General features: G+C 42.5%; 15 protein-coding genes and 1 riboswitch. Of the genes, 3 read left to right on the top strand and 12 right to left on the bottom strand.

Annotation, left to right across the window (positions count from 1 at the left end):
* Positions 1-64: 64 nt before the first annotated feature.
* From ACQKL6_RS11645 to ACQKL6_RS11630, 4 genes are all read right to left on the bottom strand, one after another.
* The gene (locus tag ACQKL6_RS11645) at positions 65-4,402 is read right to left on the bottom strand and encodes an endonuclease (RefSeq protein WP_427651132.1); all 4,338 of its coding nucleotides are present in this window, start codon (positions 4,400-4,402) and stop codon (positions 65-67) included.
* 162 nt (positions 4,403-4,564) lie between these two features.
* Positions 4,565-7,123: a 5'-nucleotidase C-terminal domain-containing protein gene (locus tag ACQKL6_RS11640; protein ID WP_427651131.1), complete on the bottom strand. Its 2,559-nt coding sequence runs from the start codon at positions 7,121-7,123 to the stop codon at positions 4,565-4,567.
* A 353-nt stretch (positions 7,124-7,476) separates the two neighbouring features.
* On the bottom strand, positions 7,477-7,869 hold the full coding sequence (locus ACQKL6_RS11635; protein ID WP_427651130.1) for a DUF1648 domain-containing protein: 393 nt from the start codon (positions 7,867-7,869) through the stop codon (positions 7,477-7,479).
* 7 nt (positions 7,870-7,876) lie between these two features.
* Positions 7,877-8,386 carry a hypothetical protein gene (locus ACQKL6_RS11630; RefSeq protein WP_402987141.1) on the bottom strand — a complete coding sequence of 170 codons (510 nt, stop codon included), beginning with the start codon at positions 8,384-8,386 and terminating at the stop codon, positions 7,877-7,879.
* A 228-nt stretch (positions 8,387-8,614) separates the two neighbouring features.
* On the opposite strand from ACQKL6_RS11630, the gene ACQKL6_RS11625 reads away from it, so the two are divergent.
* The gene (locus ACQKL6_RS11625; RefSeq protein ID WP_402874120.1) at positions 8,615-8,866 is read left to right on the top strand and encodes a hypothetical protein; all 252 of its coding nucleotides are present in this window, start codon (positions 8,615-8,617) and stop codon (positions 8,864-8,866) included.
* Positions 8,867-9,115: 249 nt separating this feature from the next.
* On the opposite strand, the gene ACQKL6_RS11620 is transcribed toward ACQKL6_RS11625, so the two are convergent.
* The gene (locus tag ACQKL6_RS11620) at positions 9,116-11,308 is read right to left on the bottom strand and encodes an SH3 domain-containing protein (RefSeq protein WP_427651129.1); all 2,193 of its coding nucleotides are present in this window, start codon (positions 11,306-11,308) and stop codon (positions 9,116-9,118) included.
* Positions 11,309-11,624: 316 nt separating this feature from the next.
* Between ACQKL6_RS11620 and ACQKL6_RS11615 the strand changes: the two genes are divergently transcribed.
* Positions 11,625-12,125, top strand: a complete 501-nt coding sequence (locus tag ACQKL6_RS11615) for a membrane lipoprotein lipid attachment site-containing protein (protein ID WP_402874114.1) — start codon at positions 11,625-11,627, stop codon at positions 12,123-12,125.
* 207 nt (positions 12,126-12,332) lie between these two features.
* Here the strand turns inward: ACQKL6_RS11615 and ACQKL6_RS11610 are convergent, their stop codons facing one another.
* From ACQKL6_RS11610 to ACQKL6_RS11580, 7 genes are all read right to left on the bottom strand, one after another.
* Positions 12,333-12,647 (bottom strand): thioredoxin family protein, encoded by a 315-nt coding sequence (locus tag ACQKL6_RS11610; protein ID WP_402874112.1) that lies wholly within the window; start codon positions 12,645-12,647, stop codon positions 12,333-12,335.
* Positions 12,648-12,797: 150 nt separating this feature from the next.
* The gene (locus tag ACQKL6_RS11605) at positions 12,798-14,519 is read right to left on the bottom strand and encodes an allophanate hydrolase (protein ID WP_427651128.1); all 1,722 of its coding nucleotides are present in this window, start codon (positions 14,517-14,519) and stop codon (positions 12,798-12,800) included.
* Complete coding sequence (gene uca, locus ACQKL6_RS11600) at positions 14,491-18,126, bottom strand: urea carboxylase (RefSeq protein ID WP_427651127.1); 3,636 nt, start codon at positions 18,124-18,126, stop codon at positions 14,491-14,493. The genes ACQKL6_RS11605 and uca overlap by 29 nt, the downstream gene beginning before the upstream one ends.
* A gap of 5 nt (positions 18,127-18,131) precedes the next feature.
* Positions 18,132-18,788, bottom strand: a complete 657-nt coding sequence (locus tag ACQKL6_RS11595) for an urea amidolyase associated protein UAAP2 (protein WP_427651126.1) — start codon at positions 18,786-18,788, stop codon at positions 18,132-18,134.
* Positions 18,788-19,525, bottom strand: coding sequence for an urea amidolyase associated protein UAAP1 (locus tag ACQKL6_RS11590; RefSeq protein ID WP_402874102.1), 738 nt, complete (start codon positions 19,523-19,525; stop codon positions 18,788-18,790). The genes ACQKL6_RS11595 and ACQKL6_RS11590 overlap by 1 nt, the downstream gene beginning before the upstream one ends.
* A 34-nt stretch (positions 19,526-19,559) precedes the next feature.
* Positions 19,560-20,864 carry an APC family permease gene (locus ACQKL6_RS11585; protein ID WP_427651125.1) on the bottom strand — a complete coding sequence of 435 codons (1,305 nt, stop codon included), beginning with the start codon at positions 20,862-20,864 and terminating at the stop codon, positions 19,560-19,562.
* Positions 20,865-20,955: 91 nt separating this feature from the next.
* Positions 20,956-21,063: riboswitch (guanidine-I (ykkC/yxkD leader) on the bottom strand.
* 314 nt (positions 21,064-21,377) lie between these two features.
* Positions 21,378-21,914, bottom strand: coding sequence for a GNAT family N-acetyltransferase (locus tag ACQKL6_RS11580; RefSeq protein WP_427651124.1), 537 nt, complete (start codon positions 21,912-21,914; stop codon positions 21,378-21,380).
* Between the two features lie 127 nt (positions 21,915-22,041).
* On the opposite strand from ACQKL6_RS11580, the gene ACQKL6_RS11575 reads away from it, so the two are divergent.
* Positions 22,042-22,968: a ketopantoate reductase family protein gene (locus ACQKL6_RS11575; RefSeq protein ID WP_427651123.1), complete on the top strand. Its 927-nt coding sequence runs from the start codon at positions 22,042-22,044 to the stop codon at positions 22,966-22,968.
* The last annotated feature ends 41 nt before the right edge of the window (positions 22,969-23,009 follow it).

The following is a 23,009-nucleotide window of genomic DNA, read 5'->3' as shown; positions in this document are numbered from 1 at the left end:
ATGGTGACAAACACATGCTCTTTTTGCCTTTCATTGTTTACTCGTTTGTCAGAGATTCAAGAAATTAGCTCGCTTTTTTAAAATCTTTGGTTTGTGCTGATAACCAAATCTCGTTGGCCCATTCTGGATGGTCGATGAATGGATTACGATTGTGCTGCCATTTTTCATAAATGACATCGTTGCGGTTGCTCTCAAATTCATCAACTGGATCGAGTTCATTCCACTTCAAAAGCGTTGACAACTTTCCATGAAGCGGCTTTGGATACGTATTGACCGTATCGGAAAGTTCCAAATCAAGCTCGCCGTTTCCTTCATAGCGAACGGCCATATAAAACAACATGCGGGCAACATCGCCTTTAACATTGTCAGGTGGCTCCCATGAATCCGAATCAACCTTACAGTCACATCCGCTATATGCCTGTCCTCCATTGTCGAAATCCAGATGCCCTCGTTTACTATTCACCGACACATCTTCCGGACGAAGGTGATGAAGATCTGTACCAGGACCTACGCTTGTCCCAAAATTCCCATGGGATTTAGCCCAAACATGCTCACGGTTCCACTGTCCCGAATTCCCTCCATTTGAACTTTTCGAAATGGATTTTCCAGAGTACAGCAAGATGACGTTTTTAGGATTATTGGGATCTTCATCTGCATCCTTAATGCCATCCCATACTTGTGCGTACGTCAATTTTGTCTGACTTTTAATGATGGTGTGGAGCGTCGTTTTCAATTCGTTGCCCGTTTTTCCGGACGCCTTCTCGTAATATGCTTCGAGTGGTTTATCCTCTGATACTTTCAGGCTGAAACTAGCAATCACTTCTGAAGACTTGTCCTTTGCTGTTACAGCGACAATATAATTTCCCACTTTATCGGTTGGAAGGGTCAATGTAGAGCCTACTATTGAACCGAATGTAGACGAAAAAGTAAGTGAATCGTTATCGGGATCCTCAAAGTACTCACGTAGATTAAGAGTAACCGTCGAACCCACTTTTACATCTACATTTTCTATTTTCTTCTTTACAACTGGGGCTTTATTCTCTTTTGGAGCAAAAGGAGAAGCAATCGCTTTCCCTTTCGCATTCAAGAACTTGATTCCTGACGTATTGACACCTTTTTTGGTCGTCCATTTCTGAACATTTTCAGCGCCTCTGATTTCTTTGATATTCGCATTCTCTATGATGACTTCTTTCACCATAGCGCCACTGAAATCAATGATGGAAGCCTGTTTGTTCGGCTGAAGGATCACCCTTGTGTTCTTCAAACCTGGCCCCTGCAGTTTTGCATATTCACTCTTGATGTAAATGCCCTCTTCAATGGTAGAGAATTCATCGACATCAATCAAGGCGCTAGGTACGGCAACCATCAGTTGTTTCTTTTTGAAGTTTTTCAAGTAATATGTTTTTTTCGGAATGATGGATTCCTCTTCCTCAGCTGCTGATATATCGGTCTGAATCAATACAGGGTCATGATCGCTTGCCCGTCCATGTGTTTCCATGAAAGATGAGTTAATATGAACGATGTCCACTTTTGTGGATTCTGCCATATTGTTGGATACAAGAATATGATCAAGTACTTGGGAGTTTCCTTGGTATGTGTAAGAGTAACGTTGTTCAAACGGTACTTTCTCAATCATATTGGTTAATTCTTTACCCTTTAACTCTTTAAGTGGTGCTGAGAATTCAAAGTCATTAAAGTCGCCGAGCAATACAATATGTTCATCAGGATTTTCTTCCGTGATCCCTTTGACAAATTGATTGACGATGGAAGCAATTTTTAGCCTTTGAACCTCACTTGATAGTACAGGTGGCTGATTTTTCCCGAATAATGGTTGATCACCGCCCTTGGAATTGAAATGATTGGCGACGACGACTACACTTTCCCCTTTAAATTCAAATTGGGCAGCCAATGGCTTCCTGCTTGAAGCAAAGGCCGAATTAGTAGGATCGATTCTCCCAGGGTTCAAGGTAAGCTTATCCCCTTTATACGCAACGGATTCCGTCGGCTTCCCTTTTGTTCCCTCAACTAATTTCACTCGGTCTGCATTATACAAAAAGCCTACGCGGATATTTCCACCAGGTGCCCCGCCATCCGCTTTATCTTCTGGCGCAATATCAATATATTGATAGGCTGGTCCTCCTGATGCCTTGATTTTGTCGATCACTTTCTGTGCACTTTGACTGGCATCCGTCGTTCCACTATCTGTTGCCCCGTCATTATCCTGCATTTCCGTCACGCCGATAATATCCGGCGCTTTTAGATTCGTAATGATGGAATTTGCTATTGTCGTAACCTTTGAATCAGCCGTTTGTGTCGAGAAATTCTCGATGTTATAAGACGCAATCGATAGTTTATCAGACTCTGATGATAACGACGTCACTTCCCTAGCTGTTCCGCCATCCTGTAATGTTGGCAGCTTGTTTTTATCCGTCAACACCCTATAGTTGCTATAGCCGTAGCTGATTACCCCGGTAACATTACTTGTAAAGAAGTCTCCTGTTTTTGCGACGAATTTTTCATCATCCATATCCAGGGTGATTCTTTCCGGATTATAGTCTTCTTCCGTTACTTTGACTCCGCCCACTGCCGTGTTTGTTTTCATATCTCCCGGAATCACAACCAATTCACCATAATCTTGGGGAGCTACCACTTTCGGTTGATAGACTTCAACGAGCATTCCTTCTAAACTCTCATAAAAATCAATTCCATCTTCTGTCGGTTCGAAATCGGTCAATTGATCATCATCGATATTTTCAGAAGGTGGGATGACATCTTTGCCTATAACTATCGGTTTCGGAATGGCTAGAGTACCCGTCTTTTTAATAGTCGTATTGGTCAATTCAGTCGTTGGCAGATCCGTCGTTTTCATTTCAGCGTAGCCTTCGACATACCATTCCACAACTTTACCATCCACCGAGACGGAATCTCCCGCTTTCAACCCATGCGCTTTGTTGTAGACAAGGATTCCTTCCGACGTCGTCAAATCATCGTCCGGATTAGGATCTTGCATGTAAAAGTTATTGGCATCCTTTACATACGTGACCACACCTTCGACATTTGAGACAAGCTGATCTTCATACGGTGAAAAATGATTCATCCCTTGAATGTCACGAATCTTCAAGTCATTCGTTTTCGTGACGGTATAGGCAAATGTGAATACTTCCGATGTTTTGTCGTTCACGGCGATTGCCTTAATGACCGTATCTTTCGTTAACGTTATCGGTGCTGTGTATAACGTGCTTGAAGTGGTTGGAGTAGAGCCATCTAACGTATAATAAATCTTTGCTCCTTCCCAGCCAGATTCAAGGGATATTTTTGTATTTTCACTGACCGTTCCAGGATAAACATCCGTATACACAGCTGGTTTGTTCACCAATTCATAGTCTTCAAGCCCTCTTGGCTTAAGCTGATACGCATCATTGAATTGTGACGCTATTCCAGTGACGGAAATGAGGTCTCCTTCTTTAAAGCTCTTCAGGAAATCCTCATAACTCGAACCATTCCGGTTATCATGGCGAACGAGTACGGAATTACCTTTCTCATCTTTTGCTTTAAATTCGAATGTTCCGTATGTGCCCGATGCTGCCAAATCAGTGATGGTCGCCTTCTCAATGGTGACTAGCTCTCCTTGTGTGGCATCATTGACTCCTGACGCATCGATTCGTTGTGTTTCAGGAAGGGCATTCCCAGAAGAAACCACATCAAGGGTCGTAGGTTGGATTTGTAATTCGTTACTATAAGCAGAGACCTTTCCAATTAATCGAACCTTATCTCCTTGCTTCACATCCGTTGTCCATGAAGTTCCATACACATAAAGTCCAGCGGTTTGGTCTTGGATGTAAAAGCCTTTTCCTCCCCAATAGCCAACTCCCGTCGTAACGATTCCTTCAATCTGCACCACATCTTCCGTATTCGTGCGTGCTTCTGCAAGGGAACCCAAAACCTTCACATCAGGTTGCTCTGGCGGTATGCCGCCATCACTAATGATTGTGTAAGCAGTTGGAGATTTAAGACCAGGAACACTGAAGTACGCTTCCAATGAACCGGTAATCGTCACCTGTTTCTTGAGTAGCTCCGGGTGATCCACTAAATTCAAGGATGTCCGAATGTTACCGCTAGGTAGCTGAACCGGCATGATTTTTTTACTGTCGGTTTCATCCGGACTATCTGCGATTCCTATATTGGTATTCACAGTAAAAGGTGCACTTTGGACATAGCTTGTACCACTAGAAGCTGTTCCTACGATATAGCCTTTCACCGTTTTACCTTTCCCACTGTTATTCGCGATGGCTTCTGCTACAGATAGGAACTCTTCCGCTTTTGCGACCGCTGCATATGGCAAAATCGTTGATAGAACTAATAATAGGGCAAAGAAAATCTTACTTATCCCATTCTTCTTCAAGTACTCAACCCCTCCAGTTTTTTATTAAACCTTGGCGATGTTACCTGTCAGTGAGTCAGATATTCCGCTTCCTATCTATTAAAGAGTGGTGTCCCCTTTAACTACTACATTTTTAAAGGAAGAAAGATTCGTGACATCTAAAGTGGCATCGCCCTCCCTGTATCAGGGATTTGGTGTAATCCCAGAAACGTCCGTAATCCGTCCCTCGATGGTTGGGTTGACCGTTTTTAACTGGCTTACATAATCCGCAAGGTTCTCCCAATCAGGAAGGCCGATGTCCGTCACTCTTCCTTCTGCATAGGCCTTTGCAAAGACTGTAAAGCCATCTCCACCCTTGGCTGTAAAGGCATTGGTGGCTACTGTATATTGCTTGGTTTTATCCAATTCACTATACGTTCCATCTTGTCCTTTCACTTCAACCTTTTGTACGCGTTGCCCCGCATCCTTTGTGCTGTCATATGTGAATTTCATGCCAGATACATGTAGGAAACCGCCACTCTCTCTCGGTGCTTGGCTCACGCTATGTTCCAATGCTTGCGTTATTTCCGCACCAGTTAGCTTCATCGTCGCCAGTGTATTGCCAAACGGTAAAACGGTGAGGATATCCCCTAATGTGATGTCACCTTGATCGATACCGGCACGGATGCCTCCACCATTTTGGAAAGCTATGACCGTGTCTTTATTAAATTCCTTCGCTTTCGTCAGCATGGCATCGGTGATCAAATTGCCTAATTCCGTTTCATTTTTACGGACACTTGGTTTCGTAACGTCACCTGAATCACGCGGACTTTCCATTGCCTTCACTGCGGTTGCGCCCGTTTTGCTTTCTTTTACTTCCTGAATCTTCTTGGAGTAGGTTTCCAACTTCTTGGCCGCTTCTGCATCATCCTGTTTGTCGGCAAGCTTGATTAACTGCCCTGCTTGTCCAATGATTTTCCCCTTACTATCAAATTCCACATCAAGCGTACCTAGATAATCACTATATTGATAAGCTTGGACAACGACCGTCGGGTCTTTCGTTTGTCCTTTTTCATCCTCACTGATCACAACTGGACCGTCTAACTGTGTATGGCTATGTCCACCGACGATCACATCAATCCCTTTTACCTTAGACGCCAGCGTTAAATCATTATCATATTCGGCATTGTCATCATACCCAAGATGGGAGATGGCGACGATTTTATTCACGCCCATGCCTTCGAAAGCTTTCACGGCCTTTTCTGCTTCTTCCAGATAGTTCTCGAATACGATGCTGCCAGGGCTTGAAATGTCTTTCGTTTCTTCTGTCGTCAGGCCAAAGAACCCGACCTTCTCACCATCGATATCCTTCACGATTCCATTATAGATTTTTCCTTGTTCAGGTTCACTCGAATATAGATCCGAGAATAACCCTTTAAATTTATCGTCTTTGGAAAAGTCTACATTCGAACTGACAAATGGGAACTTGGCGCCTTTAATAAAGTCTGCCAAGGCTTGATGGCCTTCTTGACTTGACCCTAAATCAAACTCATGATTTCCAAATGTCATCACGTCATATTTCATTAAATTCATGAATTGTAAATCAGCCTGACCCTTGAATTCATTGAAATACAAGGTTCCTGAGAATACGTCACCCGCATCGATTAAAAGCGCTTTTGGCTTACTTTCTCTTACTTCCTTAACGGCTGTCACCCGTTTGGCCACGTTATCCAAATGAGCATGCGTGTCATTCGTATGCATCAAAGATAGGGTGAATTGAAGCCCTTCTTCAGCTGTTGCAACCAGCTTATCCGCTGCTGCAATCCTTGCTTGGAAAGCCTTGATATCCGCTTTATTGATTCCAGTTAAATCAATAGCCGCTTTCGCTTGTTTAGCCGCGTTGATCTGTGCTTTCGTCTTAAGTGGTCCCTTTGCCAGCTTTTCATACGCACTTACTTTCTTTTCTACTGCTTTTTTCTTTTCGGCATATTTCTTTTCTGCATTCAGGGCCGCTTCATATTTTCCGTTGACTTTCTTCGCGTAAGCATGAATGGCCTTACCGAGTTTGGATGTTTTGCTTACCTTTTTCAACTGGCCTGAAACGGCGTCCATCCGTTTGGCAGCTGTTTTCAAATCCCCTTTTGCGATCCAATACTCGGCCTTATCATAGTAGTACGGCACTTTAAGATCCCCGTTTAAGGATTTTTTCGTTCCTTTGGTGAACTTATCGTATAGAAGGGCTTCAATCTTGGCGCCGTACACGGTATCTTTAATGCCCTTTTCGGTCTTTTTCACAGTTGCATCCAGTGCGTTATATTTTTTCTTAACCTCCGTCGGTTTTTGGGCGATAACGGAATTCGTCAGAGACTTAAGTGCTTTATCATGGGCTACCTTAGCCTTTTCCGCCTTTTGATAGCCTTTCACATAACCCTCTGCCCGTGTTATGTATTTATCATAGGCCTTGATTTCCTTTAGTTTTTCATCTTTTTGTTTTTTCGTTAAGGTTGATTTTTTAATCGTAGCGGTTATGTCTTTTTTCGCCTGTTTTGCAGCTTTGGTTTGTTTCTTGATAGTGGATACGGAAGCGAGTTTAGAAGAGTAGAAGTACGTGTCGAATGGCTTTTTGATGGTGGCCTTCGCTATCTTGATTTTACTGTTTAAGCTTGTTGTTGCAGCATCCGTTGGCACCGGTGCCACTGCGACGATAGTTGATGCGGCCAGTACGGTGGCTGACGCAAATTGAATCATTTTCTTTTTCCCCATAAAAAATAATTCCTCCCCATTCTTTTTCTATGCCGAAATAAGGTTTTATTAGCATGCCCACCGAGGACTCAAGGCAAAACACGCTTTCATAAAACAGAAAATCTCAGCATATCCCATTATCACAAATCCATTTTTCTAGATATGTGTATAACCTATAATACAACAGAATATTCCAAATTTATATCAAATCCATGATTTTTTACACAATATTGACATTTTTATAACTTGACAAATGTTGTTCTCTAGCATCTTTCTACATCACTTTACAAAATCCAGCTCCCTCTACCATAAAAATCTCTATAGTAAAAAAGCGATTCCTCTTCATGAAGAATCACCCGTTTAATCTGTACCTATTATAGAACCGCCTCCATGATCCTCCAGTTAGCAAGAAGCAGACAAATGACGATGCCCGTTTTGATGATATTCACCATCAGCCTATTGTACGTTATCTCCTTGTCTTTATCTTCACTTTTATAGATTCGTAAGTTGATGGTATCAGGATACCTTTCAACAAGGCTAAACACACCAAAAGCCAATAGCCCGATTAATGGCAGACCTAAAATGCTTTTCTTATCTCCCCATTGGGATACGGCACCCGATGGATCAAAACTCATAGGGATGCTATTCGGTAGAACCGGCCACTTTAAAAATATGTATACAAACATCATTATAAGTAGAATCATCGAAACACTATCTAATAAACTCTCAACGAATGTTTTTTTAGTTGTTACTTGTTGCTTGTCCATGGTCTCCTCACCTTCTTAACATAGCCAATTCCTTTGCCAGGATGGAAGGACGGAATTTCTTTTGATGAAAGAACTCCTTTAACTCTTCCGGAGTCTGATAGGAAAGCCTAATATGGTAGTAATTGATATGTTCAATGATGGCGAATGCGTAAAGAAAGATGAACCAATAATGACCGACCCGAAACAGGGTGAATTGATAAACGGCTACGAGTAATCCTATCAAGATCAGAACAATATTAATCTTTTTAAACGCACGGAAAATACGTAGTGGAGCAGAAGGCAGCCCGACGAACTTCTTTTGCTTCGCTTGTTTCCATTTCAGAAACCAATAGAGGCTCCCTTGAAGCAGGATGAACTCCAGCACAACAAAGGCATAGATAGGCGGGAACGAAATCAAGTAAGGATCCGCCCATTTCTGTTGCTGAATGAATAACAACCACAAAGCGGCAAAAAGGACCGTTGCCGTAAACTCACCTGTCCATAAACTGTATAATTTCCGGTTCGCTTTTTTTTGCATCTAATTCCCCCTGTATACATTCGAATATTTTTTTCTATCAATTTCTCTCTTCAGCTTTCTACATAATATTTCTCTAAAAAACAAAATAATCCTTCCAGGCACCCCTCATGACTACCAATTTTATATGGGTATCCTTGATCCTTTTATTAAAAAACCATGACAAATCGATAAGCTAACTTGTCCGAAGTCGCATTAACTATATAAACCAGTAGAAAAGAGGTGAATTACATGTCTGATTCTGTGTCCATTCCTAGACCTCCTGATGTAGTGACGATACTATGGGAAAGAAATCCTTTAAGACCTCACTCTTCTCGTACAATTGTAGAAGCTACAGTCATTGGAAACGCTGATTCCTGCAAGCTATCAACAGGTAAGTCCTACCGAAAAGCTGTAAATTGTCTACTATCAAATGATTTTGTAAGGGTTTCGAATACCTGTTTGGGAGTTTTCGGGGTTTCCGTCTTCGTCCGTAAATTCTAGTATATTTTATTTAAGAGAGACGATATTGGACTGAAGGGTGGATAGGTAAAAGGTTCAGGCCAAGCGTGATAACCCGAACCTTTTCCTACTTATATTACTGAAGAATTTTGTCGAAAAATCGATATAATGGCAAAATCCGAAGATAAATGAGACGATTTCGAAGATAAAATTGCCTTTTCGTAGATAAATGTTGAAATAAGCTATATATCGTAAAAACCACATGAACCTAATCATGTGGTTTTTACGATATTATTTATATTTTGGAATTTCAATGTTTAGATTATAGGAATCTAATAAACTATATAGATTATAAATCTGTTTTACTTGCTTCACGGCCCAGCCGATATCTGTTGCATATTGGTGTGTGGCATATCCATAACTGCTAGCCCCAGCAGGATTCCATCTCATTTTATATAAGGTGTCCTGACCTGTGGAGATATAGCCTTTGGCGATGAATTCTGCACCGCCGATGATGGCCGCTTCCGGAGTGAACCATCCTGCATTATAGGCATATTGCGCGCCACTGCTTACTGCCGTTCCATCATACGCGCCGATTCCATACATATTATAGACCGTCTTTCCATTCACCATAACGCCTGTTGCTAATGGTGAAGTCCCTTTGCCCGTTTCCAATAATGCGTGTGAAATAAGATAAATATCATTGACTCCATATTTATCCCCTGCCGTCATGAAGGTGGCTGCTTGTCCTTCTAAAATCCCTTTGCCGGATAGGATTCTACTATTCACTTCGGCAGCATTCAGGTTCGCACTTTGAGAGAGTTTGACAAATTGGAACGAGTTAACTGGATCATCCACGAAATTATCTGGATTCAGATGATATTTCACATCTTCTGGACTCGCATTAACCCAGGTTTTATTGATATCGACTTCATACCAGTAATAACCGTCAGAGCCTTTCACCTTCGATTTGATTGTAAGAGACTGATTATTGCTGACCGAACCGACTACCCAGTTATCCGGACCAGCTCCTCCCCGTACTCGCCAGCCCGATCCATTGACCGTACCTTTCGTGGAAGAGGTCAAAATAATACCGTCTTCACGTATGTAGGTTTGGTAGCTTTTATCGGTTTGGGCATTGACGGCCATCTGCAAATCTACCATCTTGTCGATCGTCAGGCCATAATCTGTATAATTCTTAATGACCGTTCCAGGAGCATTGCCTGGAGTTTCTGCAGCTGTGTTAACTAAATACTGTGAGCTCACATATCCCGTTTTCCCATTGGCTGAAACCTTTGCCCAACCATCAGATTCAGAATACACCGTTACCGCCGTATTATTGGCAAGCATTGCCACGATAGAGGCAGACGTTGAGGCTGCGGATCGCATGTTGAGATTAGATCCATCGTTCACCTTCACGAATTTAATGAGCGTGTTTTCTTCAATTGGAGGGGTAGGTTCCGGCTTTTCCTCTATTGAAGTCGGTTTGGTCGTTGAAAGATATTTTGTATTCACATAACCTTCCTTATTGTTCGCCTTGATTTTTGCCCAGCCATTGGACTCCGAATACACCGTTACCTTCGTCCCTTTCGTTAGCTCGGTGACGATTGCCGCGCTTGCGGAACCACTTTTCCTCATATTCAGCGTACCTGAACTTACATTCACGTATTTTGTCGTCGTCTTAACCGGAGTGGACGCTGGTTTGGCCGTGACTGGTTTCGTTGTGGAAAGATAGGCCGTATTCACATAGCCTTCCTTATTGTTCGCTTTGATCTTCGCCCAGCCTTTTGACTCCGAGTACACCGTTACCTTCGTGCCCTTGCTTAGTGTCGTGACAATTTTCGCGCTCGCGGAACCACTTTTCCGCATATTCAGCGACCCTGAGCTCACATTCACGTATTTTGTCGTCGTTTTGACGTTGGCAGTCACTGCTTGCTTAACCGCTCCTGGCTTCTTTGTCGAAAGGTAGGTTGTATTCACATAGCCTTCCTTATTGTTCGCTTTGATCTTTGCCCAGCCTTTTGACTCCGAGTACACCGTTACTTTGGTACCCTTGCTTAGCGTCGTGACAATTTTCGCGCTCGCGGATCCGCTTTTCCGCATATTCAGCGAGCCTGAACTCACATTCACGTATTTTGTCGTCGTTTTGACGTTGGCAGTCACTGCTTGCTTAACCGCTCCTGGCTTTTTTGTGGAAAGGTAAGTGGTACTCACGTATCCTTCTTTTCCATTTGCCTTGACCTTAGCCCATCCCTTGGATTCCGAATACACCGTTACCTTCGTGCCTTTACTTAGCTTCGCCACAACGGTTGCGCTTTCCTTACCGCTTTTTCGCATATTCAGCGACCCTGAGCTCACATTCACATATTTTATCGTTTCTATCGTTTTTTGTTCGGCTGATAGTGGAGCTGCAGATATATGTTCTTCAAAAGCAACAGTACTCAATACTGCGAAACAGAACGTTGGTATAAGTAACTTCTTCATATCATTCTCCCTACTAAAGTATTATTTTTATTACATTAATTTAAATATCGGTTAAAAATAGTATTCTGGTATAGGTAATTCAAACTATTTTTATGACATAATTGTGCATTCTACTAAGTTTCTATCTATTGTTAAGTTCTCTTAATCTAATAGTAAAATAATTAATATTTATGTAACATAATTGAAATGATAGGATTTTCAGGAATATACTTTATCCTTCAAAAAGGAATGTTATGTAAGCAAGGCTTTTGAAAATATTTGTAGAATAATAAGTTGAGGAAAGAAAAAAAGATTTCCATTAATAAGGAGGTTGCATATGAAAAAGATCATCCTTTTTTTAAGCGTAGTAGCAGTATTGGCTGCTTGTTCGAATAGTGAGGTGAAGTACGATGGAGCACCTTTGAACATTGCAGTAATTGGCGAAACACCTGAATTTAAAAATAATAGTATTTCTGTTAAATCGCTATCATTAGACAAATTAAGTAAAGATATTGCAAGAATCGAAGCTGACTTTGATGCCGTTCTGTTAGCACCCGACGTTTTTGAAGAAGCATCAGACGATAAATTTGTGAACGTTTATAGAAGTTCAGACATTCCGATTGTCTTCTTCGATTCTAGTAAAAAGCACGATCCCTTTATAACGGAGGGCCTTACTTATGAAACGGCCCATGATTCTTTAACGAATGGTTCTCATACGACCATTTATTTGCATGATGATCATGTAAATAAAGAGGATGCTTGGTACTTTTATTTAGACGATAAAAAGAACATAGATCAACTTTACACCGATCTCTTCAAAAAAATTGAGGAGTTATAAACAAAAGAAAAATGCCCCTTTAGTGGGGGACATTTTAATTCGTTACATCGACTATATCTTGAATCGAATCTTTAGCTCCCAATCGCCAGATCGGTGGCTTGTTGAATGTCTGAAATTTTGTATACTGCGTAACTATTTAATCCTATTCACATAAACGAAAAATAACCCCCACATGACATCATGCGAGGGTAGGTTCCGTGCTTATTATTATAGGTTATTTAAAAACTCATTCACTTGATCAGGAGTTTTAGCGTTCGCACTGTGCAGGTGGGCGATTTTTTCACCATTCTTGAATACCAATAATGAAGGGATTCCCATGACAGTCTGTTCTTCTGCGATTTCCGGGAATTCGTCTTTATCGATGGTGAACCAATTCTTGTCTTGATGTTCTGCTGTGATGTCACCGATGAACATATCCAGACGCTTGCAGTCCGGGCACCATGTTGTCGTGAAAATCCCGACCGTTAATTCATCTTGTTTGATTTGTTCACGATATTCTTGTTCTGTACTAATCGTTTTCATAATATTCTCCTCCGAGCTTTTCTAAAAATAGCCTATGTCGCATATGTGACTCAGTGATAAATATATAGGTATTTCCTTCATTATTCAAATTCTAACTACAACTCACCAGTCAGATTCGTTATTGTTCCCAACATTACAGAGTTCCACTACTTATTCAATCGATGTCGTTTCTAAATAACGCCACCCACCTTTATAAGAAATATCCAATGCTTGCTCGATTGCATCTGGCTCACAAATAAAACCAAGAACTTCAAGACCGTTTGCTAGCTGGACTTTTCCCATTCCAAGCGGTGCAGGAATCCGTTGCATGAAGGCACCGAGCTGTGCAATTGGCATATCCCATACCTCAACTTCTATGGAAAAACCATCTGCACACCGAACTAACCCAGGTTTAGCTGGCTGTGTAGCTAGTTGATATAATCGATAGGTAGAGGCTGTTGTTGTTTGATAGGCAAAGGTAGCTTGGCATTCTAGCATTTGATGCTCTAATGCAAAGCCACGCATATGAAGTCCGCATACGGCAACGGGAATTGTGTTGCCACGCTCAATAGTAGTGGCCAGTCCTTTTAATAAATGTTCTTCATCGAAGCGGCTAAAAAGTGTAATGCCAAAAGGAACGTTTGTGGTTGCATGATCTGCCGGAACAGCAATCGCTGCCAAATCGAGCAAATTGCAATGATTCGTATACAAGCCCAATTGTTGATTTGTGGAAATCGGGTCTTCTTTTGCCTGTTGAATCGTCCACGTACCACCTGTTGTTGGCAAAACAAGCACCGCGTTCTCTAAATCTAGCATCGCACGTTTCTTTAATGCTTGTAGACGATGCATTGCCTGAAATAGCTCAGTGGCACGATACGTTTGATTTTCGCTTTCACGTAGTAGTTGGCGCGTAACATCGAAGATTTCATCAGGATGCTCCTCTACAAAATCCCCAATTGCAGACCAGCGCTCCGCAATCCATGGACCGTCGTATAAAATGGCTGCCGCTTCTTGTAAGTACGTCACATCTATATAACGGATCGGCGCGTTCCCATTTTCCAGACGTTGCACCGTGCGATTCCAGGCCGCTTCATATTCCTGCGCATATGGGCCAAAAAACGTTAAGTCGTTTTTCGGCAAACACACAACAGATGGATTTGCAGCGGGGGCTAATGGTACGGTACGGCTCCAGATATCAGCTGCACCTTCCCCGCGCACAACGGCATCTACTGAATAGACATCTTGCAGTTCAGTCGCAAACACCGTCACACAATCTAAACTTTCGCATGCCGGTACTACACCTTTCACGGGCCAAGCACCTAGACTTGGTTTCAAACCATACAACTCATTTAATGCGGCTGGTACGCGACCCGAACCCGCTGTATCTGTACCAAGACCAAAGCTCGCAAATCCTAGTGCCACTGCGACTGCCGAACCAGAGCTGGAGCCCCCGCTGATCAGTTCTTCGTTCAAGGCGTTCTTCACGACACCATATGGACTACGCGTGCCAATCAGCCCCGTTGCAAACTGGTCTAAATTGGTTTTGCCAATTGGAATCGCACCAGCATCAATTAAACGTTGGACAACAGTCGCACTTTCAGTAGGTGTATAGGCATAGGTTGGGCAAGCCGCAGTTGTGTCGACATCAACCCAATCAATATTATCCTTAATGACAAATGGAATTCCATATAACGGAAAGTCCTGCATATTGACTCGTTCCAATTTTTCAACATAAGGCGTCAGTCGTTCCCATGTCGGGGGAACAATAAATACCGTACTCGCCGTATAGTCTTCCACACGCTGTAAAATATCGGTGACTACTTGCCGTGGCGTCAAGCTACCATCTGCATAAGCTTGTTGTAAATTATTGATAGATAATAATGGATTCATCATCTTTTACCTCCACTTCTATGGGTTCTAGGGCTACCATTAATTGATTGGCTTGTACTTCGTCTCCAGGAGAAACATAAATTTGTTTCACTATGCCATCAAATGGGGCAACCTGCGGAAACTCCATTTTCATACTTTCTTCAACTAGCAATACATCCCCTTTTCTTACATACATGCCTGCTTCAACAAGTACTTTCCATATGCTCCCCGGTAATGTACAGCGGATGGCCTCGCTATTTTCGGGCACATCGCTATCGACATTCACCGCTTCATGATGCTCTGCTACATATTCGTCTAATCCAAGGTCGCGCCAACGCTCACGCTCTGTATCAAACGCTTGCTGTTGAGTTTGTTTAAAGCTTTGCGTTTCGACTTTAACCTCTTCCAAAAATCTGATATAGTCACGGAGTTTGAATGTTGTCTCTTCAATCTTGACCTCAAATTGACCACGTAAAAATTGTTGGCGTTTTATTCCTAATTCTTCTTCTGCTACTGGATAGAAGCGAATTTGATCGAAGAAGCGTAATAACCATGGCTTTCCTTCTGTAAAACTTTTTGTTGCTCTAAGGCGATTCCACATTTGGACCGTACGGCCAACGAATTGATAGCCACCAGGTCCTTCCATGCCATATACGCACATATATGCGCCACCAATCCCAACTGCATTTTCAGGCGTCCATGTCCGCGCAGGATTGTACTTTGTCGTTACGAGACGGTGCCGCGGATCGAGTGGTGTGGCAACGGGTGCCCCAAGATATACATCGCCAAGCCCCATCACTAAATAATTGGCATCAAACACGATACGACGAACATCATCAATTGCTCCAAGACCGTTCATACGGCGGATGAATTCGATATTACTCGGACACCAAGGTGCATCCGGGCGGACATTTTTTTGATAACGCTCGATGGCTAATTGTGTCGAAGGATCGTCCCATGACAAGGGTAAATGGACGATTCGCGAAGGTACCTCAACTTCTTCCAACACAGGTAATGCTTGATTTAGCTCGTCTATAATACGGCATAATTCCATTAGCGTCATTTTCGTTGAATCAATATGCACTTGCAGGGAGCGGATACCTGGTGTGAGGTCAATCACTGGAATATCAGTGCGCTCTTTAATCGCCTCCATTAACAGATGGGCTTGGAAACGCAATAATAAATCCAGAACCATATCGCCATATTCCACAAGCAAATTTTCATCCCCATCTGCACGGATAACCATCGGGAAGCGGCCTTTCTCGCTTCTGAATAGAATCGCCGTTTCTGGATCAGCTTGTTCCATATATTTTACATCGTTCATCTCTTCAAACGATGTGACCGTTAATTCCTCTAAAAATTGCTCTTGATTTTTACGTAGAGCATTGGCTTCGTCTACTGATAATAATTTAAAGCGTACCGTATCACCCGCGTGCAACTGACCGATCTTCCAAAACTCTGCCGAAGCCGTCGTCACTGGACAAACAAAACCGCCGAGGCTCGGTCCATCCGGGCCTAATAAAATCGGCATATCACCTGTTAAATCCAGGGTACCAATCGCATAGGCATTGTCGTGAATATTCGATGGATGCAAGCCTGCCTCGCCTCCATCTTTACGTGTCCACTTCGGTGTGGGACCAATGAGCCGCACCCCTGTCCGGGAGCTATTAAAATGCACTTCAAAGTTGGTTGCCGTCAGCTCTTCTAAGTAGGCCGCTTCTAAATATTCCTTCGTGCAATGAGGTCCAGCAATAACGCCAATTTCCCACTCATGTGTATAGTGTTGCTGAGCTTCAGCTGGTAAGGCGCGCGGTACAACGGGTTCTGCCGCATTGACGCGTAACACATCACCTGTATGTAGTGGCCGGCCATTATGTCCGCCAAATCCACCAAGCGTAAATGTCGAGGCACTGCCTAGATACTTCGGCATATCAAGTCCCCCTGCCACGAGCAAGTAACTGCGCATGCCTTCTTCGGCCTCTTCTAGTGACAGTACTTGTTGCGCAGCTACTTGAATCGTTTCGTAACGTGCAACTGGCACCCCATCGAGCGTCGCTTGCATATCGGCCCCTGTTAAACAAATAGTCATCGGTGCACGGAAGCGATAACTACCGCCACGCAGTGTCAACTCTAAGCCTGGTGCATCGAAGGCATTGCCAAGTAACTGATTGCCGATGCGGAATGCATAGCTATCCATCGGACCACATGGCGGCACTCCGACGTTCCAATGTCCTGTTCGCCCCGGAAAATCTTGTACCGTCGTTTGAATGCCACCATCTAACACTTCAATACTTGCTTCCTCTGGTAAAAAAGATTCCAATAGCTTCGTATAAACGGCCCCTGACCGCACCGATTCTTCCATTAATACTTGCTCTAAATATTGCAGGTTTGTCGTCACACCATATACACGCATTTCAGATAATGCTTGCTGTAACTTTGTAATGGCATCCTCACGCGTATCGGCATGGACAATCACTTTGGCAACCATTGGATCATAATACATTGAGATGGTACCGCCTTTTTGGATGCCAGTTTCGATGCGGACACCCGCTGGCCATACGATATCATCTATCGTCCCGACACTTGGCTGAAACTGGTTAAAACAATCTTCAGCATAAATGCGAACTTGCATGCTATGACCTTGTGGCGATGATACGAGTGTGGAAAGATTCGCCAACTCCCCGGCTGCCTCTTTAATCATCCATTCCACTAAATCTACACCTGTGACTTCTTCCGTGACACCATGCTCTACTTGCAAACGCGTGTTCACTTCCAAGAAATAAAACTGATCACTCGTAGGATCGTATAAATATTCCACCGTACCAGCACTACGATAGCCCACTAGTTTCGCTAAACGTATGGAAGCTTCCAACATCTTTTCACGAACCGCTTCATTCAATAGATGTGCGGGTGTCTCTTCCACTACTTTTTGGTTGCGGCGCTGCAATGAGCAATCCCGTTCGCCCAATGCCACAATTTCCGTCTCTGTACCAAAGACCTGCACTTCTACATGGCGTGCACTTGCAATATATTTTTCAACAAATACACCACCATTATTGAAGTTCTTCTCTGCTAAATGCGTCACTGCTTCAAACGCCTCACGCAATGCTTGCTCATCCTCACACACTTTCATGCCAATGCCACCGCCACCAGCCGTACTTTTTAAGATCACTGGATAGCCAATCCTTGTAGAGGATGCTAGTGCTTCTTCTAAATCCTCAATCAAATGCGTACCGGGCAGTAACGGTACTTGCGCTTCTTTTGCAAGTTGACGTGCTGAGTGCTTTAAGCCAAATTGTTCGATTTGTTCAGGTTTAGGTCCTACAAAAGCAATGCCACTCGCCATACAATCACGTGCAAATGCGGCATTTTCACTTAAAAAGCCATAGCCTGGATGAATCGCTTCAGCACCAACGGCACGTGCCTTTTCTAAAATTAAATCCGCATTTAAATAGCTTTCTTTTGCAGGCCCATCGCCGATGAAAATGGCTTCGTCTGCCTCAGCTACATACGTATTGTCCTGATCGGCCGTTGTATAAACGACGACAGATTGTACATTCATTTTCTTTAATGTTCGAACGATTCGTGCAGCAATTGCACCTCGGTTAGCAATCAATACTTTTTTGAACATCTTATTCACCCTTCCCAAATTAGTAGTTGAATTGGTGTTGGATTATACGCATTACATGGATTGTTGAGCTGTGGACAGTTGCTAATGAGCACCACTGTACGTGTGATGGCACGCATCTCCACATATTTACCTGGAGCGGAAACTCCATCATCAAATTTCAGGCCGCCCTCAAGTGTGACAGGCACATTCATGAAGAAGTTTACATTAGGGGATAAATCACGTTTTTGCATGTGTTGATATTGATCGCTTTTCGCTAACTGCAACATATATGTGTCACGGCAATTGTGCATGGGTAACGTTTCGTGGGCATAACGTACTGTATTGCTTTGGGCTGAGCATGAGCCCCCTAGTGTATCGTGACGCCCACACGTATCGGCGACAATTTCAACTAGTTCTGTACCCATCTCGGACAGTAAAACGGAGCCTGTTGATAGATAGATATTTTTTTGTTTCTGAATCGTTTTAATCGCGCTATAGTGATCTGTCGGTACCTCTGCATTGAAAAATAATGTATCTGCTGCTTGATTGCCTTCTAGGTCCACGATGCGTAATACTTGGCCAGGTTCTAATGTATGTAACCAGCCATCGCCCGCTAACAACCTTTTCGAATAAATGGCCTTCACCTCTTGTCGTTCACTTTCAACATTATTAAATACAGCCATTAGAGAACGCCTCCTTGTGTAAGTTGTACATATTCCCACGTATTCTCATATGCGCGCTTATTTTCATCGCGGTGAAGGACGCATGGATCATCTCCGGTTGCAGGCATCGTATCCTTTACTTCCACGGTTACTTCCGCTTGTGGATAAGTGGTCGCTTCCGATAATGGATGGGGCGTATTCGACAGAGCCATAAAAACATCCATCTCCGTCCGTAATGTCACTGTATCTCCAGCTTTTACATGATCGGGTGCTAGATGCATATAGCCTGCATCATCACAGGATACTTTTGAAAATAAGTTGACAACAGGTCCTAAATCTTGGCGGCTTAAGCCATTACGGAACAATTCGATAAGCAAGTTATCTTCTCCATTACGATAGCGTTCATTGCGTGATTCTTGATACGTTGTTTCGCCGAATTGTGAGTCAATTTGCGCTTTTGTCGAATAACCGCCGATGGTATCATGCCAGCCGACAGAATCTTCGGTAATGCTCGCTAGAACACGGCCTTGGTCACTCATTAATACATTATGCTTCGTAAAAAAGGCAGTATATTGAGCCTTTAATGAATCCGGCATATTGTAGCGTTCTGCCAAATCATGTGCGTTAAAAAGCAGCAATGATACATTCGCTTGTTCCGCTGACACGGTAAAGGTGATTTCTTTGCCGCGTTTGATGAATGCAGACCATTTGCCCCCTGCTGGAATGATTTTTGATACAATCACACTTGTCTGTTGCATATAACTGCCTCCTATAGTTTGAATATTCTGATTTTTAAACCAACTTTTTATCTAAGTTCCTTAAACTCGGTGTCGTGATTCTATTTTTCAAAAATAAGTAGACAAATCCAAAGGCAACCCATGCTCCCCCAATCCATAAAGTATGAGGATCGAGTAGCGTCCATAACCATCCGATGAACAACACCCCGATGCTTGGGAAAACCAGATAGAAGAAGGTGGCTTTGACCCCTCGATTCTGCTCCTTGATATAGTAGTGGGAAATAACGCTTAAATTAACAAAGATAAAACCGGTCAAAGCGCCAAAGCTGACGAACAGCACCGCCGTATCAAGGTTGATGAAAATGGCTGATAAGGAGATTGTTGATACAAACAAAATGTTAAGAATGGGTGTACGTAGTTTTGGATGTAATGAAGTAAATACCTTTTTCGGTAAAACGGATGCTTCCCCTAATGCATAGAGAAAACGTGTTACACTGGTCATTGAAGACAAGCCTTGTGTGAATGTCGCAATAATCAGCACCATGATGAAGAGAGTACTAAACAAATTGCCGCCGACCATTTGAATCAAGCTATACGCCGCATTGTCTGGATCTGCAAAGCTGAATGCCGGGAATGCAATAGCTGTTAAAAACGAGATCATCGCGTACAAAGTGATTGCGATGAAAATAATATAAAAGATGGCTCGTGGAATCGTCTTTTTCGAATCAATTGTTTCTTCTGCCATTGTTGTAACTGCATCAAAACCTAAGAAGCAGAAACAAATCAGTGACGCACCGGAAAAAACTGATACAACTGAACCCTCACCAACCAGCAATGGTTCTAAGGTGAATAAAGCACTGGCACCTTGATTAAGGACAATGTCTTTAGCTGTCAATAAACAGAAGATGAGGATAAACCCGATCTGGACCAACACGGAAAAGCCACTAATGCGTGCCGCTGATCCAATTCCGATAATATTCACAACCGCCAGCACAATGTTCATCAAGATAATCCAAACGAATATTGGGATGCTTGGAAACTCAGCGTGCATAAAAATCCCAAATGTTAAAATGGCGATAATCGGAGAAAATAGGTAATCGATCAATAACGCCCAACCTACCAAAAACCCAGCCTTTGGGTGAATTGCTTTACTGGTATAGGTGTACGCAGAGCCTCCGGTCGGGTACACTTTAACCATTCGACTGTAACTATAAGCAGTAAACACAATGGCAAGAAATGCGACGATATAAGCGGGGGTCATTAAACCATCGGCTGTTTCGAATACCACACCATATACCGTAAAATAAATCATCGGTGTCATCCATGCTAACCCCATAACAACAATTTGTGATGTCTTCAAACTCCTCTTAAATTGTACGTTGCTGATAAGCATCTACCCCTTTCATCAATGGCTATAAAAAAAGATAAAAGCCCGGGTGAACTATACTAAGTTCTCCCGGGCTTTTATCCCTCCGTGTATATAGCAGTATGATTTGCTATACTCTTTCTCTCGGTCCAGACTTCAATATAGATTGAACGGAACCCTAGAAAGATATTTTATGATGTTGTGCGTTGTTTTAATAACCCAATTATAGTCAGAATGTTACGAAAAGTCAACACGTGATGTTATATTTTCTAACATCACTTGAATTTTTCTATATCTGGAGTGGATTTCCAAGAGAAAAATCGATCCCGAGGCAAATTGACTAACATGATAGAAACCCTTTCATACGTGGATATCAGGATTGTCTCATTTAGATTTCTTTCAGACTCCGATTTCGTTATTCCTTACCAAAAAGAAAAGGACCCCATTTGGTCCTTTAAGATGTTTCCTATTTCCACTAAACGTTCAACAACATAACCATGAAGATATTTAGAAAGGCCATTCATTTAGTTGTATCGGCGTTATTTCTTTCTTCTCCCAATCCCTTCTAATGAATGCATAGCAAACCGAGTCCGATATACTCCCATCATTATTTTCCCAAGCATCTCGTAAGTACCCTTCTTTAACAAATCCGCATTTGTTACATGTTTTTCTCATAGCTAGGTTGTCACTGCGCGTATAGGCTTCTATCCTAATCTTCTTATCGGGTAAACCAAAAATATGGTCTACTATCCAATGAACAGCTTTCGTTCCAACCCCTTTTCCTCTAACACTTTTGTCTAAACGAATGTCAAAGGAAGGGATGGTGTCGGTTATATCATGTATTATAATCAATCCGATTTTTTCATTGTCTTTTTCTATCCAGATAGTTTCCTTATCTTCTTGATACCACCCTTTATGGTACGCTTCGACAATTTGTTCGCCAGAAGGTTGTGGATCCGAGTGATAGGGCCACGTATTATTTGTCAAAAGGGAAACTAAATCATGGTACTCATTCTCAAATTTGATCATGTTAATTTTGCTCATTATTCCATCCCCTTCTTCTCTTTCTCTTTGCCTTCGATAGGCTACTGTTATCGTAAGTAAAACTATTAGAAAATTCAATAAATTATGTTAGAATGCTAATGGGACATGTACAGGAGGTAGAGGAAAAATGACAATGAAAAAAGTTTCGATTATTGGGCTAGGTGCATTAGGGGTTTTGTTTGGACACCATTTGTCCAAGAAGATGGGAACAGAGGATTTACGGATCATAGCTGATTCTGATCGCATTTTGCGATATGAAAACGATAAGCTTTATAGTAATGGGGAGCCTTGCCGTTTTCACTATGTTACACCTGAAGAAGACTGCGGGCCGGCAGATTTGTTGATTGTTTCCGTTAAATATAATGGATTGAAAAATGCCATTGAATCGGTAAAGAACCATGTCGGAGATGATACCATCATTATTTCCCTACTGAATGGCATTACAAGCGAAACCATTATTGGTGAAACGTATGGAATGGATAAAGTACTGTATTGTGTGGCCCAAGGCATGGATGCAGTAAAGGTCGGCAATGAACTAACCTACGAACATATGGGTATGCTCTGCTTTGGTTCAAGGGAACCTGGTGTCATTTCACCACAAGCAAAAAAGCTGGCAGAATTCTTTGAACAGATGGATGTGCCTTTTGAGGTGGATACGGATATGTATAGAAGACAATGGGGGAAATTCATGCTGAATGTAGGGGTCAATCAAACGGTTGCTATCTATCAAAGCAATTATGGCGAAATTCAGCGAGAAGGAAAAGCCAGAGACATGATGATTGCAGCCATGAGAGAAGTAATTGCTTTGTCGGAAAAAGAAGGTGTCCATTTAACGGAAAAGGATCTGGGGTATTGGCTGAAAGTATTAGGGACATTAAGTCCAAATGGCAAACCCTCCATGGCTCAAGATGTAGAAGCGCAACGAATCAGTGAAGTCGAATTATTTGCTGGAACGGTTATTGAACTGGGAAGAAAGTATCAAATGCCCACTCCTATCAATCAAGAACTATATGAGAAGATCAAATCAATGGAAAGGCAATATTCCGTTCAGTGATGGTGCACTCCGACGGAAGTCGGCTGATTTTTTTAGTTTTA

This window comes from Peribacillus sp. NPDC097197, assembly GCF_050278025.1.
Taxonomy (GTDB): domain Bacteria; phylum Bacillota; class Bacilli; order Bacillales; family DSM-1321; genus Peribacillus.
The sequence above is the reverse complement of the archived record's forward strand: the minus strand, read 5'-3'. Positions and strand labels throughout refer to the sequence as shown.

Coding starts and splice junctions, on each gene's coding strand:
- ACQKL6_RS11640 (WP_427651131.1), bottom strand. CDS start 7,123: ATGGGGAAAAAGAAAATGATTCAATTTGCGTCAGCCACCGTACTGGCC.
- ACQKL6_RS11635 (WP_427651130.1), bottom strand. CDS start 7,869: ATGGACAAGCAACAAGTAACAACTAAAAAAACATTCGTTGAGAGTTTA.
- ACQKL6_RS11630 (WP_402987141.1), bottom strand. CDS start 8,386: ATGCAAAAAAAAGCGAACCGGAAATTATACAGTTTATGGACAGGTGAG.
- ACQKL6_RS11625 (WP_402874120.1), top strand. CDS start 8,615: ATGTCTGATTCTGTGTCCATTCCTAGACCTCCTGATGTAGTGACGATA.
- ACQKL6_RS11620 (WP_427651129.1), bottom strand. CDS start 11,308: ATGAAGAAGTTACTTATACCAACGTTCTGTTTCGCAGTATTGAGTACT.
- ACQKL6_RS11615 (WP_402874114.1), top strand. CDS start 11,625: ATGAAAAAGATCATCCTTTTTTTAAGCGTAGTAGCAGTATTGGCTGCT.
- ACQKL6_RS11610 (WP_402874112.1), bottom strand. CDS start 12,647: ATGAAAACGATTAGTACAGAACAAGAATATCGTGAACAAATCAAACAA.
- ACQKL6_RS11605 (WP_427651128.1), bottom strand. CDS start 14,519: ATGATGAATCCATTATTATCTATCAATAATTTACAACAAGCTTATGCA.
- uca (WP_427651127.1), bottom strand. CDS start 18,126: ATGTTCAAAAAAGTATTGATTGCTAACCGAGGTGCAATTGCTGCACGA.
- ACQKL6_RS11595 (WP_427651126.1), bottom strand. CDS start 18,788: ATGGCTGTATTTAATAATGTTGAAAGTGAACGACAAGAGGTGAAGGCC.
- ACQKL6_RS11590 (WP_402874102.1), bottom strand. CDS start 19,525: ATGCAACAGACAAGTGTGATTGTATCAAAAATCATTCCAGCAGGGGGC.
- ACQKL6_RS11580 (WP_427651124.1), bottom strand. CDS start 21,914: ATGAGCAAAATTAACATGATCAAATTTGAGAATGAGTACCATGATTTA.
- ACQKL6_RS11575 (WP_427651123.1), top strand. CDS start 22,042: ATGACAATGAAAAAAGTTTCGATTATTGGGCTAGGTGCATTAGGGGTT.